This window comes from Pseudomonas sp. GXZC (assembly GCF_026967615.1).
In the GTDB taxonomy this organism is placed as follows: domain Bacteria; phylum Pseudomonadota; class Gammaproteobacteria; order Pseudomonadales; family Pseudomonadaceae; genus Aquipseudomonas; species Aquipseudomonas azotoformans_A.
On the sequence record NZ_CP114115.1, the window covers coordinates 4,249,778 to 4,261,474 of the forward strand.

Genomic DNA, 11,697 nt, shown 5'->3' on the forward strand with positions numbered 1-11,697 from the left:
CATTAAATATCGCATATCGATACGAAGAGTTCATTTTGTCGATTTTTAATAGCGTATACCGATTCTTATCAATCGAAATGGCACAGAGCTTGCGATTTCATCAATAACCGCTTGCGGTACTGACGATCCGTTTTCCTTCTGGAGTAACCCGATGAACAGTCTTTCGCCCTTGTTTCGCCGCCTTGCCTTCGGTCTGTGCGCCACCGTTTGTGTCAGCGCCGCGCACGCAGACAGTGCGGCCTCGTACAAAGTCGGTGCAACGGCCAGTGGCTCGCCGTTTACCTTTCTTGACATCAAGAGCAACAGCATCCAGGGCGTGATGGTGGATGTGGCTGAGGCCGTGGGCAAGGCTGGCGGGTTCACCAGCCAGATCGAACAGACCAACTTTGCCGCGCTGATTCCGTCGCTCACCTCGGGCAAGTTGGACTTCATTTCCGCCGGCATGCTCAAGACCGAAGAGCGCACCAAGGTGGTCGACTTCAGCGCGCCGGTATATGCCTACGGTGAGGGCCTGATCGTCAATGCCGATGACAACACCGCCTACCCCGACCTCATGCCACTCAAGGACCAGGTGGTCGGCGTACAGGCCGGCACCGTCTTCTATGACCAACTGAACAAGCTCGGCATCTTCAAGGAAATCCGCACCTACGACTCCATCGGCGAGATGGTCCGCGACCTGTCCCTGGGCCGCATCAAGGCCGCCGTGGGCGACCAGCCGGTGGTGGCCTACCAGATCCGCCAGAAGCTGTTCAAAGGCGTGAAACTCGCCCCGGACTACAAGCCCACCCATGTCGGCGAAGTGTGCCTGGTGGTGCGCAAGGGTGACGCGCAAACCCTGGAGCGCCTGAACACCGCCATCGCCAGCATCAAGGCCGACGGCACCCTGGACAGCATCCTCAAGAAGTGGGGGCTTGATACCCAGGTGCGCCCATGAACCCGGCCGAGTTCCTGCAAAACGCCCAGGACTTTTTGCCGATCCTGCTGCAAGGTGCCTGGGTGACGATCCAGATCACGGTGCTGTCGTTCCTGCTCAGCAGCGCGATCGGCCTGGTGCTGGCGCTGCTCAAGCTGTCGCCGATCCGCGCGCTGTCGTGGACGGCCAGCACCATCATCAACGTGATCCGTGGCCTGCCGATCATTGTGCAGCTGTTCTACATCTACTTTGTGCTGCCGGACATGGGCGTGCACCTCACCGCGTTCTACGCGGGCGTGATCGGCATGGGCATCGCCTACTCGGCGTACCAGGCCGAGAACTTCCGCACCGGCATCATTGCCGTCGAACAGGGCCAGCGCGAGGCCGCCGAAGCCTTGGGCATGCGCTCGGCACTGATGATGCGCCGGGTGATCCTACCGCAAGCGTTTCGCATCGCCCTGCCGCCCTACGGCAACACCCTGGTGATGATGCTCAAGGACTCGTCGCTGGTATCGACTATTACCGTGGCCGAGATGACCCGCCAGGGCCAACTCATCGCCTCGTCCACCTTCCAGAACATGACCGTCTACACCCTGGTCGCCCTGCTCTACCTGCTGATGAGCCTGCCGCTGGTGTATGGCCTGCGTCGTATGGAACAGCACCTGGGCCGGAGGAAAAAAGCATGATCGAAATTCGCCAACTGCAAAAACATTACGGCAGCCACCGCGTGCTGCACGGCGTCGACCTGGACGTGGCCAAGGGCGAAGTGGTGTGCCTGATCGGCCCTTCGGGTTCAGGCAAGTCCACCTTGCTGCGCTGCATCAATGCGCTGGAAGCTTATGACGGCGGCGTCATCACCGTGTTCGGCCAAACCGTACAACGCGGCAGCAAGACCGTGCACGCCCTGCGCAGCCGCATGGGCATGGTGTTCCAGCGCTTCAACCTGTTCCCCCATCGCACCGTGCTGGAAAATGTCATGGAAGGCCCGGTGTATGTCAAAGGCGAACCTGCGCAACAAGCCCGCGAAGAAGCCTTGGTGTTGCTGGAAAAGGTCGGCTTGAGTGCCAAGGCCGACGCCTACCCGGAGCAACTCTCCGGTGGCCAGCAACAACGCGTAGCCATCTCCCGCGCCCTGGCGATGAAACCCGAAGCGATGTTGTTCGACGAACCCACCTCGGCCCTCGACCCGGAGCTGGTCGGTGATGTGCTGGCGGTGATGCGCACCCTGGCGGATGAGGGCATGACCATGATCGTGGTGACCCATGAAATGGGCTTTGCCCGCGAAGTGGCCGACCGCGTGTGCTTCCTGCATGGCGGCTACATCGTCGAAAGCGGCGCGGCGGAGCAGGTGCTGGGCAATCCGCAGCATCCACGCACCCAGGACTTCCTGCGCCGTGTGCTGCATCCCACTGGCGATACGCGGAGCCTGTCATGAAATCATTGTGGTCCGCGACCGCACCGTCGGTGGTGCCGACGCCTGCGTTGAGTGAATCGGTGAAGGTCGATGTGGCGATTGTCGGTGCGGGCTATACCGGCTTGTCCACGGCGCTGCATTTGGCCGAGCGCGGCGTGAGCGTCTGCGTGTTGGAAGCCAATGAGCCGGGTTGGGGGGCGTCCGGGCGCAACGGTGGGCAGGTCAACCCCACCCTCAAATATGACCCGGAACAACTGGTGCAGATGTATGGACCGGAACGCGCCGAGCCGTTGATCTCAACCGTGTCGAACTCGGCGGACCTGGTGTTCAAGCTGATCGAAAAACACGGCATCGATTGCGCCCCGGTACGCAAGGGTTGGATGCAGGTGTCGTACACCGGAAAAGGCGTCGCCGGATTGCATGCGCGAGCAGATCAGTGGGCCCGGCGGGGTGTGCCGGTGCAGCGGTTGGATGCAGCGGCGGTGGCTTCGCGGATGGGCAGTGACGCGTTTGCCGGTGGTTGGCTGGACGGCCGCGCCGGCGCGATTCAGCCGTTGGCGTATGCCCGTGGGTTGGTGGGCGCAGCGTTGGCGGCGGGTGTAAGGATTCATGGGCAGAGTGCGGTGACGGGGTTGCAGCGTCAGGGGTTCGGCTGGCAATTGCAGACCGCCTCCGGTGCGCAGGTGACCGCTGACCAAGTGGTGCTCGCCACCAACGGCTACAGCGGCAACCTGTGGCCGGGCATGGCGCAAAGCATCTTGGCGGCGAACAGTTTTATCGTCGCCACCAAGCCTCTGACGGGGCGTGCGGCCGAAAGCATTTTGCCGGGCCAGGAAACCGTTTCCACCGCACAAAGACTGCTGCTGTACTTTCGCAAAGACAGCCATGGCCGCTTGTTAATGGGCGGACGCGGGCTGTTCAACGACCCCACCTCGCCCACGGACTTTGCTCACCTGGAGCGTTCGTTGGCGCTGCTGTTTCCGCAGTTGGGGCAATTGGAATTCGAATACCGCTGGGCTGGGCGTATAGCGATCACGCGGGACTTCATGCCCCATGTCCACGAACCTGCGCCAGGCCTCACGTTGGCGCTGGGTTGTAATGGTCGGGGGATTGCGCTGTGTACCAGCCTGGGGCAGCAACTGGCGGAGCGGTTGTGTGACCGCAAGGCAGAGTTTGCCTACCCGGTGACGGCGTTGCAGCGCTTGCCGATGCATGGGTTGCAGCGGTTTTACATTGGGGCGGGGGTGGCGTGGTATAGCTTGTTGGATCGACTCAATATCAGCTGAGATCCATCGCCAAACAATCTATACCACTGTCATTTTTTACAGGTTGCCGATCACGCAATGGCTGCTAGCTTTAGCCAGTCGAGTTGACACTTCGACTGGCCTACCTATTCACCATGCGCGAAAGGAATCGTCCATGAACCCGCAAAATAACCCGAGCAGCCTCCCGGCGCGGCTGGCCGGGCTGGCATACAGCCTGGTCTGCTACTTGGTTTTCCTGGCCACCTTTTTATACCTGATAGGTTTTCTGGGTGGCGTCAGTGTGCCAAAAGCCATCAACGATGGCCCCTTCATCCATTGGTCATTGGCAACATTGATCAACGGTTTGCTGGTCATCCTGTTCGGCATGCAACACAGCATCATGGCGCGTAAAAACTTCAAGAACAGGCTGGCCGCGTTCATTCCTCCGGCGGTTGAACGCTCCACCTATGTGTTGATCAGCAGTTGGGTACTCATGTTGATGTTTTGGCTTTGGCAACCTATGCCGCACACGGTGTGGAGCGTTGACGCCGCCTGGGCAAGGGCCTTGTTGGCTGGGTTGTTCTGGCTGGGCTGGGGCATCGTCTTGCTGGCAACGTTGTTGATCAGCCACTTCGAACTGTTCGGCCTCAAGCAAGCCTTTGATCGTTGGCGCGACACGGCACCGCACACGCCGATATTCAGAACGCCGCTGCTGTACAAGATCGTTCGCCACCCGCTGTACCTGGGGTTCTTGATTGCCTTCTGGGCTACGCCTGACATGACGGTCGGGCATTTACTGTTTTCGATGGGCCTGACGGTCTATCTCTTTATCGGTGCCTACTTTGAAGAGAAGGACCTGGTGGTGTTGTTTGGTGATAGATATCGGCAGTATCAGGGAGAGACCAGCATGATTTTGCCGGTGCCGAAGAAACGGTCCAAGGGGCGGAGCACAGACACTTGATCGCCCCTGAGCCCCCGGTGGCGAGAGAGCTTGCCGAATCAACGTAGACGATATAAGGCGCCTGAGCTATCTTCGGACGCCTTATCGATCGACCCGGAACAGGAAGTGACTGAGCCTGGGCGCGGCGCTACCGTCGCAGGTCAAACAGCTGATCTTTATCGTGGGGGTGGCGGTCGTGGTGGCTTGGGCGTTGGGGTGGTCGCTTTCCAATTGGAACCAACCGCTGCGTAAAGTCTTGCCGCTGTATGCGATTGCGTTGGGCGGTATCGCCAACCTGATCGACCGCGTGTTTCGCGACGGGCATGCGGTTGACTACATGGTGCTGAATGTTGGGCCGACGCACACTGGCGTGTTCAATATTGCTGATATCGCAATTACAGCTGGTGCAATCTATTTAATGATCGACTTGTTGGTACAACCGCGAAAGGCATAGTTGTATGAGCATGTTATGTAAAAGAAGGCGTCTCACCTTCTACGTCAACTTATCGATCACGTATTGCTGAAACCAAGCGGGCTGCGTGTCCGAAACGATATCGATATCCTCACCTTCGGTGATTTCCGCCAGCTGAGCGAAACTAGGCTCACCGTCTTGCGAGTTATCAAAGATATAAGCTCTGTTTGAAAGCAAAACAGCCTCGGAGAGATTCTCCAGCGAGCGCTTGTAACGAGAGCGAATTTTGTCGGCGGGAACATCATGCCCCCCGATGGATGCCCTGTACGCAACCCGCGCAACGTTGATATCAGCATCTGCAGTAGCAACGTAGTAGACGTATACCCGATACCCCGCTGCTTTCGCCTGCCGCAGCAACTCTATCTTGCTGCTATCTGACATGACGGTTTCAAAGGTAAAACTCACCCGTTCTTCAATCAAAGAAACTCGAATAAAGTCAGACAATGCAGAGGCTATATAGGAGTCCACCTGCCTTGAGGGAAAAGCGATTTGATCGCCGTCCACGACTAACCCTTCCAGCTTGGCGAGAGAATCGGGAGAATTTAAAAGTAGCGTATGACCGCGTAAGAACAGAAGTGCCCGGCTGGCATGTTGATCAAGGCCAAACGCAGCGAGTTCAAACACTCCCGTTTCGCGGATGCTCAACTCAATTGCATCAGGGTTGATGTAGTTCACCAACAAATGAGCCGGAACTTTCGAGTTGAACGTGCTCTTTCCACTCCCGTTCGGTCCGGCGAACATCCGGACCCTGGGGGTGGTACTCAAGCTTGAATCTGCGCCTGGGTGGACCGTCGATCCAAGAGAGACTTCCTGGTTTTCAAGCGGGTGCCCGCCTTGAGAGTGCCATAGGTTTCCACGGGTCGGATAACCAGCGTTTCTGTATTTGAGACTTTCACCAGTTGCCCGGCACGGACCACAAGCACAGATTCGCCCTTGGAAAGGGCAACCTCGTAGGCATCTCTGAATGCCTTGGCTGCAATAGAAGGAATACTCGATTCTTGAGCAAGAATCTGCGCTTCGGTGATCTGTGGCTTAACTTTTTTACGTGACATGCTGGTCTCCGGCTCAGGACGGGGGCGGATCAATGGCGGTTAGCATAGATCACCTCAAGCGTCGAACGCAGACCCGACTTTACCTCAATGTGTGTCCCGTGTCCTCACTCCCACCGTGCGACCCGGTGTTTACGCTCTTCCCATTCGATCTCTCAAAACACCGACCACCCAATCCGCTCACTCAACAACTCCAACGCCTTCATCCCCGCCAGCGAATTCCCCGCCGCGTTCAACTCCGGCGACCACACGCACACCGTGAACTGCCCCGGCACCACTGCAACAATCCCGCCCCCTACCCCGCTCTTGCCGGGCAACCCGACGCGATAGGCAAAATTGCCCGCCTCGTCATACAACCCGCTGGTGGCCATGATCGAGTTGACCTGCTTGGTCTGGCGCGCCGTCAAGATCTGCTCGCCGCTGTGGGCGCTTATGCCTTCGTTGGCGAGGAAACTGAACGCGCGGGCCAGATCCAGGCAGCTCATCTGCAACGCGCAGTAGTTGAAGTAGCTGTGCAGCACCGCATCCACGTCATTGTGGAAGTTGCCGAACGATTTCATCAGATAGGCCATGGCCGCGTTACGCGCACCGTGTTGCGCTTCGGACTCGGCGACGATGCTATTGACCAAGATTTGCGTGTTACCCGACAGGCGCCGCACAAAGTCGCGCATCGACAAGATCGGCACGGCAAAGCGCGACTGGTTGATGTCGCAGATCACCAGCGCACCGGCATTGATGAACGGATTACGCGGGCGGCCGCGCTCGAATTCCAGCTGCACCATGGAGTTGAACGGCTGTCCGGAAGGCTCATGCCCCAGGCGCTCCCAGATGGTTTCACCGCCGTGGTCGATGGCTTGCACCAGGCTGAACACCTTGGAAATGCTCTGCACCGAAAACAAGGTGTCGGCGTCGCCGGCGCAATAGGCCGTGCCATCGTTGCCGTAAACGGCGATGCCCAGTTGGTTGGCCGGCACGTCGGCCAGCGCGGGGATGTAGTCGGCAACTTTGCCAAGGCCGATCAGGGGGCGCACTTCGTCGAGGATCGAGGAGAGCATCGCCTGCATGTCTTGTCCGGTCATTTGTCTTTGAATCGGTGGAAAACGAGGCGCGGAGGATACCTGAAACACCCAGGTCAGGTGGCGTACTACAGAACGTGCAGCCTCCCCCTCCCCCCCTGTGGCGAGCGGGAACTTCCTCGTCACAGCACGACCGTGCGGGCGTTCAAAAGTGCGCCACATCCGACACCCGTTCATCCAGCACATCCCGCGCCAGCGCCCAGGCCTGGTCCTTGGATTCCACCACCAACAGCGGATAGCCCCAGGCCTTGCCGAACATCACGGCAAACGGCTTGAGCGCCAGGCGCTGTGCAGCGCTGGGTTCCACCTGGATCATGCCTCGGACGTAGGTGCGCAGCGCCTGTTTGTTTTTCTTCATCCAGATCGAGGCTTGCTTGCGCTCTTCGTGGGAGTGTTCGTGATTGTTTTCGTCCACGGATTTTTCATGCAGCAGCAGGAAGGGTTGCTGGCGGGCCAGCAGGTTTTCGAAGACCAGGAAGGCATCTTCCGGCCCGCCCTCGTTGGGCGCGTCGAAAACGATTTTCACCACGGGGAATGTTGTGCTGTCGAGTCGCATGGCAGAGCTCCTTGTTGAGAATGGCTCTCACTTTATCGATCCACCCACTGGACGGCATTGCACAGAATAGCCAGACTGTTTCGCAATTCAGCCAACCTGCGACCCCCTATGAAACACCATCGCCTTCAAATGCATGACCGCTCGATGGTCAAGGATGCCGACCTGTTCCCGCGTACGGTGGTAGCCGTGGGCGCCACCAGCACGTCGGACACCTGGGAGCATGCGCAACACGCCCATCGCAAGGGCCAGTTGCTGTACACCCTGCGCGGGGTCATCCATTGCGAGATTGAGGCGGGCATCTGGATCGTGCCACCGCAATGCGCACTGTGGATTCCCGGCGGAATGTCCCACGCGGCACGCGGGGCTGGCGAAGCGGAAGTCTATTGCCTGTTGATCGACCCCGACGCCGCCTGCGCCCTGCCCCCGCAATGCTGCACTCTGGCCGTGTCAGGGCTGTTGCACGAGCTGATCAGCAAGGCCGTGAGTTTCCCGCTGCTCTACGACGAAAGCGGCGCCCAGGGCCGCTTGATCAACACCTTGCTGGATGAGTTGGCCGCTGCACCTGTCGAAGCCTTGCACTTGCCGATGCCTCAGGACCCACGGTTGCGCCGACTGGCCGATAGCCTGCTGGCCGAACCGGCGGACAAGGCCACGCTCGGTCAATGGGCCGTGCGCATCGGCATGAGCGAGCGCAGCATGACCCGCCTGTTGCTGGAAGAACTGGGGCTGAGTTTTGGCCGCTGGCGCCGGCAGTTGCATGTGATCTTGTCACTGCAACGGCTGGCCAAAGGTGAGAGTGTGCAACGTGTGGCGCTGGACTTGGGCTATGAGAACGCCAGCGGCTTTATCACCATGTTCCGCAAGACCATGGGCCAGCCGCCAGCGCGTTACCTGGCAGACCGTGCCGGGGCCTTGAACGCCCTTGCGCCGGCGGCGATTGCGCTCAACTAAGCCGGCGGGTTACCAGTTTTCGCCCAGCCCCAGCAAACCCAGGATCTGCCGCCGCAAGTCCACCAGATATGGATCATCCCGATGCCGAGGATACGGCCGTTCGATGGTCAACTGCGCCTGGATTTTCGCCGGACGGTCGCTGAACACGATCACCCGGTTGGCCAGCAGCAAGGCTTCTTCCACATCATGGGTCACCAGCAGCGCCGTGTAGCCTTGGCGTTGCCACAGGTCGATCAGCTCTTTTTGCATGGTGATGCGGGTCAGTGAGTCGAGCTTGCCTAAAGGCTCATCCAGGATCAGCAGGCGTGGTTGATTGACCAGTGCGCGAGCCAAGGCGACCCGTTGCGCCATGCCACCGGACAACTGCCGTGGATACGCGCGCGCGAACTGGCTAAGGCCGACTTTCTCCAAAGCTTCATCGACCTTGGCCGAATGGCTCTTGAGCAGGCCCTGGGCTTCCAGGCCGACGGCGACGTTGTCCCACACCCGGCGCCATGGGTAAAGCGTCGGGTCCTGGAACACCACCACACGGCTCGGGTCCGGGCCGGTGATGGCGGCACCGTCGGCCAGCAAGCGGCCGGAGTCCGCGGGTTCCAAGCCGGCCACCAGGCGCAGCAAGGTCGACTTGCCGCACCCCGAAGGCCCGAGCAAGGCCACGAACTCGCCGGGTGCCACGTCCAGCGAAACCCGCTCCAGCACCGGCAGATGCTGGCCGTCCAGGGCAAAGCCATGGCTGAGGTTTTCTATGCGCAACGCCAAACCTTCCGACGCCGATACAGCGTGTGCCAGGGCTACCATTTCATCGATCCTTTCTGCCAGGCCAATAACCGGTCACGCACCAGGAACAACCCGGTGATCAACCCCGAACAGGCGAGTGCCATGATCAGCAAGGCGGCGTACATATTCGCGTAGGCGGCCCAGCCCTGGGCCCATTGCAGGTACCAGCCGATGCCGGATTTGACGCCCATCATCTCCGCCACCACCAAGGTCGAAAACGACGCGCCCAGGCCCATGAACAAGCCGACAAATACATGCGGCAAGGCAGCGGGAATCGCCACCTTGAAAATCAGGAAACCTTGCTTGGCGCCGAGGGTACGGGCCACATCGTAATAAGCTTTGTCCACGCTCGCCACGCCCGACCAGGTGAGCACCGTGACCGGAAACCAAGTGGCTAGGGCGATCAGGAATACGCTGGCGCTCCAACTGCTCGGAAACAGGAAAAAGCACAGCGGCAACAACGCCGTCGACGGCACCGGGCCGAGGATGCGCAGTACCGGGTGCAGCCAGTAGCCGATGCGCGTGGACCACCCGATCGCCACCCCCGCAATGAAACCAGTGATCGCCCCCAGCGCCACGCCCGAACCCAGCAGCAACGCCGAGTGCAACAGGCTGTCGGCCAGGCGTGCGTAGTCTTCGATATACACCGCCAGTAAGGCCTGGGGCGGCGCAAAAAACGGCACCGGCAACAACGCCAATTTGGCGGTGAGCAATTCCCAGATACCCAGCAGCACCGGCAAGGCAATCAGCCAGGGACCCGCGTTGCGCAGACGCAGGCCCAGCTTCGATAGCTTGCGCCCCAGCAGGCTCAATACGATGAACAGCGCCGCGATGCCCACACACAGATTGGCCAGGCCCTGGGTCATTGGCCAGTTGCGCGTCGCGTTGGGCCAGTAGCTGATCAGCAACGCGACAGCCAGCCAGGCCCCGACCACTGCCACATCCTGCCACCCGATTTTGTAGGCCAGGGCTGGCGCCAGAGTTGTTGCATCAGCTGAAGACATCGGCGGTGATCTCCTTGGCAAACTCCACCGGGTCGGTGCTCTTGCTGATCACTTCGACGGTTTTCAAGTCGGTCACGTAGGTGAGGATTTCCTGGGTCAGCGCCGCACCCACCGCGTGGTGGCCGTGGGTATGGTCATGGAGGATCGCCTGCACTTCCTCCACCGAAGTATTCAGCGCATGAGCCTGGAAGCCTTTGGCGACTTCTTCGGGGTGCTGCACGGAATAATCGTGGGCCTCCAGAATCGCTTGGGTCAGCGCCGCGACCACACGTTTGTCTTCGCGCACCAGTTTGCCGGTGACGCCGACCACGCAGCAGCTGAGGTTGGCGTATTCCTCCACCAGGTTGGTGGACAGTTCACGGGCCACGCCGGATTTGATCAGGCGATACATGAACGGGTCACTGCCACTCACCGCCTGCACTTCGCCGCGCTCCAGGGCCGTGCCGAGCAGGTCGGCCGGGTACAGGCGCCACTCCACGTCGCGCACCGGGTCCACGCCGTGTTTTTTCAGCAGGATCGAGAAGAAATTGCGGTCCGGGCTGGCCATGTCGGTCACGCCGATGGCCTTGCCTTTAAGGTCTTCCAGCTTGGTCACGCCGCCATTCGCCGCACTGAGTAAACGCAGGCAGCCACCGTGGGTGCCCGCCGTGAGTTTCACATCAAAGCCCTGCTCCAGGGCCTTGAGCCAACGCAGCGCCATGCCCACGCCCGCGTCGGCTTTACCGGTGGCGATGGCCTCCAGCAGCACCTCGGTGGAGTTGCCGAAGTTGACCAACTCCACGTCCAGATTGTGCTTGGTAAAAAAGCCCTGGCCGTGGGCGATCACCACCGGAGCCAGGCATACGGCGTTGAGGTTGACTGCCAGTTTCAGCTTGCGTGGCGCGTCGAGGCGGATGAACTCACCGGTGCCGGCGGGTTCCTGTGAAGTGTTGTGGCCAGCGTGTTCGTCAGCGGCGAAACCCAGGCGTGGCAGCGACAGGCTGGCCAGGGTGATACCGGCCAGGCCGAGCAGGCGGCGGCGGGTTAAATGATCGAAATCAGCCATGCGAAATATCCCTTTAATTGAATGTACTTAATGCCTTGGAGAGTCGGTTTTCTGGTGAGCGGACTTGTTGTGGTGAGCAGGCTTGTTGTGGCGAGCGGGCTTGCCCCGCGTTGGGCTGCGAAGCGGCCCCTTTCAGCCTCACCGCGTTTTATCAGATGAAACTTGGCGCCTGGTTTTGGGGCCGCTTAGCGCCCCAACGCGGGGCAAGCCCGCTCGCCACAACAAGCCCCACTCACCACAGAAGTCCGCCTGCGAC

14 protein-coding genes are annotated in these 11,697 nt (G+C 60.1%); 7 read left to right on the top strand and 7 right to left on the bottom strand.

Annotated elements, in window-relative coordinates; all coding sequences use genetic code 11:
• Nucleotides 1-151 precede the first annotated feature (151 nt).
• The 6 genes from OZ428_RS19685 to OZ428_RS19710 all read left to right on the top strand — a co-directional run bounded on the left by OZ428_RS19685 (nucleotide 152) and on the right by OZ428_RS19710 (nucleotide 4,965).
• Complete coding sequence (locus tag OZ428_RS19685) at nucleotides 152-934, top strand: ABC transporter substrate-binding protein (protein WP_269130996.1); 783 nt, start codon at nucleotides 152-154, stop codon at nucleotides 932-934.
• Complete coding sequence (locus tag OZ428_RS19690; RefSeq protein ID WP_034106261.1) at nucleotides 931-1,599, top strand: amino acid ABC transporter permease; 669 nt, start codon at nucleotides 931-933, stop codon at nucleotides 1,597-1,599. The genes OZ428_RS19685 and OZ428_RS19690 overlap by 4 nt, the downstream gene beginning before the upstream one ends.
• Nucleotides 1,596-2,348, top strand: coding sequence for an amino acid ABC transporter ATP-binding protein (locus OZ428_RS19695; RefSeq protein WP_269130997.1), 753 nt, complete (start codon nucleotides 1,596-1,598; stop codon nucleotides 2,346-2,348). Before OZ428_RS19690 ends, OZ428_RS19695 begins: the two co-directional genes overlap by 4 nt.
• Entirely contained in the window at nucleotides 2,345-3,613 is a 1,269-nt protein-coding gene (locus OZ428_RS19700) for an NAD(P)/FAD-dependent oxidoreductase (protein WP_269130998.1), read from the top strand. Before OZ428_RS19695 ends, OZ428_RS19700 begins: the two co-directional genes overlap by 4 nt.
• Nucleotides 3,614-3,746: 133 nt before the next feature.
• Nucleotides 3,747-4,532 (top strand): methanethiol S-methyltransferase, encoded by a 786-nt coding sequence (mddA, locus tag OZ428_RS19705; RefSeq protein WP_269130999.1) that lies wholly within the window; start codon nucleotides 3,747-3,749, stop codon nucleotides 4,530-4,532.
• Nucleotides 4,533-4,680: 148 nt separating this feature from the next.
• Nucleotides 4,681-4,965 (top strand): signal peptidase II, encoded by a 285-nt coding sequence (locus OZ428_RS19710; RefSeq protein WP_269134203.1) that lies wholly within the window; start codon nucleotides 4,681-4,683, stop codon nucleotides 4,963-4,965.
• 39 nt (nucleotides 4,966-5,004) lie between these two features.
• On the opposite strand, the gene OZ428_RS19715 is transcribed toward OZ428_RS19710, so the two are convergent.
• From OZ428_RS19715 to OZ428_RS19730, 4 genes are all read right to left on the bottom strand, one after another.
• Nucleotides 5,005-5,658 carry a zeta toxin family protein gene (locus tag OZ428_RS19715; protein WP_269131000.1) on the bottom strand — a complete coding sequence of 218 codons (654 nt, stop codon included), beginning with the start codon at nucleotides 5,656-5,658 and terminating at the stop codon, nucleotides 5,005-5,007.
• An 86-nt stretch (nucleotides 5,659-5,744) separates the two neighbouring features.
• Nucleotides 5,745-6,035 carry a hypothetical protein gene (locus OZ428_RS19720; protein ID WP_269131001.1) on the bottom strand — a complete coding sequence of 97 codons (291 nt, stop codon included), beginning with the start codon at nucleotides 6,033-6,035 and terminating at the stop codon, nucleotides 5,745-5,747.
• Nucleotides 6,036-6,187: 152 nt separating this feature from the next.
• Nucleotides 6,188-7,096, bottom strand: coding sequence for a glutaminase B (gene glsB / locus OZ428_RS19725; RefSeq protein WP_269134204.1), 909 nt, complete (start codon nucleotides 7,094-7,096; stop codon nucleotides 6,188-6,190).
• Between the two features lie 157 nt (nucleotides 7,097-7,253).
• Nucleotides 7,254-7,664: a hypothetical protein gene (locus OZ428_RS19730; RefSeq protein WP_038846960.1), complete on the bottom strand. Its 411-nt coding sequence runs from the start codon at nucleotides 7,662-7,664 to the stop codon at nucleotides 7,254-7,256.
• A gap of 108 nt (nucleotides 7,665-7,772) precedes the next feature.
• On the opposite strand from OZ428_RS19730, the gene OZ428_RS19735 reads away from it, so the two are divergent.
• Complete coding sequence (locus OZ428_RS19735; RefSeq protein ID WP_269131002.1) at nucleotides 7,773-8,615, top strand: AraC family transcriptional regulator; 843 nt, start codon at nucleotides 7,773-7,775, stop codon at nucleotides 8,613-8,615.
• A gap of 9 nt (nucleotides 8,616-8,624) precedes the next feature.
• On the opposite strand, the gene OZ428_RS19740 is transcribed toward OZ428_RS19735, so the two are convergent.
• Genes OZ428_RS19740 through OZ428_RS19750 form a run of 3 tightly spaced genes read right to left on the bottom strand, consistent with a single transcriptional unit; the run spans nucleotide 8,625 to nucleotide 11,441 of the window.
• The gene (locus tag OZ428_RS19740) at nucleotides 8,625-9,413 is read right to left on the bottom strand and encodes an ABC transporter ATP-binding protein (RefSeq protein WP_177112818.1); all 789 of its coding nucleotides are present in this window, start codon (nucleotides 9,411-9,413) and stop codon (nucleotides 8,625-8,627) included.
• The gene (locus tag OZ428_RS19745) at nucleotides 9,407-10,396 is read right to left on the bottom strand and encodes an ABC transporter permease (protein WP_269131003.1); all 990 of its coding nucleotides are present in this window, start codon (nucleotides 10,394-10,396) and stop codon (nucleotides 9,407-9,409) included. The genes OZ428_RS19740 and OZ428_RS19745 overlap by 7 nt, the downstream gene beginning before the upstream one ends.
• Nucleotides 10,383-11,441, bottom strand: coding sequence for an ABC transporter substrate-binding protein (locus OZ428_RS19750; RefSeq protein WP_269131004.1), 1,059 nt, complete (start codon nucleotides 11,439-11,441; stop codon nucleotides 10,383-10,385). Before OZ428_RS19750 ends, OZ428_RS19745 begins: the two co-directional genes overlap by 14 nt.
• Nucleotides 11,442-11,697 lie beyond the last annotated feature (256 nt).

Coding starts and splice junctions, on each gene's coding strand:
- OZ428_RS19720 (WP_269131001.1), bottom strand. CDS start 6,035: ATGTCACGTAAAAAAGTTAAGCCACAGATCACCGAAGCGCAGATTCTT.
- OZ428_RS19695 (WP_269130997.1), top strand. CDS start 1,596: ATGATCGAAATTCGCCAACTGCAAAAACATTACGGCAGCCACCGCGTG.
- OZ428_RS19685 (WP_269130996.1), top strand. CDS start 152: ATGAACAGTCTTTCGCCCTTGTTTCGCCGCCTTGCCTTCGGTCTGTGC.
- mddA (WP_269130999.1), top strand. CDS start 3,747: ATGAACCCGCAAAATAACCCGAGCAGCCTCCCGGCGCGGCTGGCCGGG.
- glsB (WP_269134204.1), bottom strand. CDS start 7,096: ATGCAGGCGATGCTCTCCTCGATCCTCGACGAAGTGCGCCCCCTGATC.
- OZ428_RS19690 (WP_034106261.1), top strand. CDS start 931: ATGAACCCGGCCGAGTTCCTGCAAAACGCCCAGGACTTTTTGCCGATC.
- OZ428_RS19750 (WP_269131004.1), bottom strand. CDS start 11,441: ATGGCTGATTTCGATCATTTAACCCGCCGCCGCCTGCTCGGCCTGGCC.
- OZ428_RS19745 (WP_269131003.1), bottom strand. CDS start 10,396: ATGTCTTCAGCTGATGCAACAACTCTGGCGCCAGCCCTGGCCTACAAA.
- OZ428_RS19700 (WP_269130998.1), top strand. CDS start 2,345: ATGAAATCATTGTGGTCCGCGACCGCACCGTCGGTGGTGCCGACGCCT.
- OZ428_RS19740 (WP_177112818.1), bottom strand. CDS start 9,413: ATGGTAGCCCTGGCACACGCTGTATCGGCGTCGGAAGGTTTGGCGTTG.
- OZ428_RS19735 (WP_269131002.1), top strand. CDS start 7,773: ATGAAACACCATCGCCTTCAAATGCATGACCGCTCGATGGTCAAGGAT.
- OZ428_RS19730 (WP_038846960.1), bottom strand. CDS start 7,664: ATGCGACTCGACAGCACAACATTCCCCGTGGTGAAAATCGTTTTCGAC.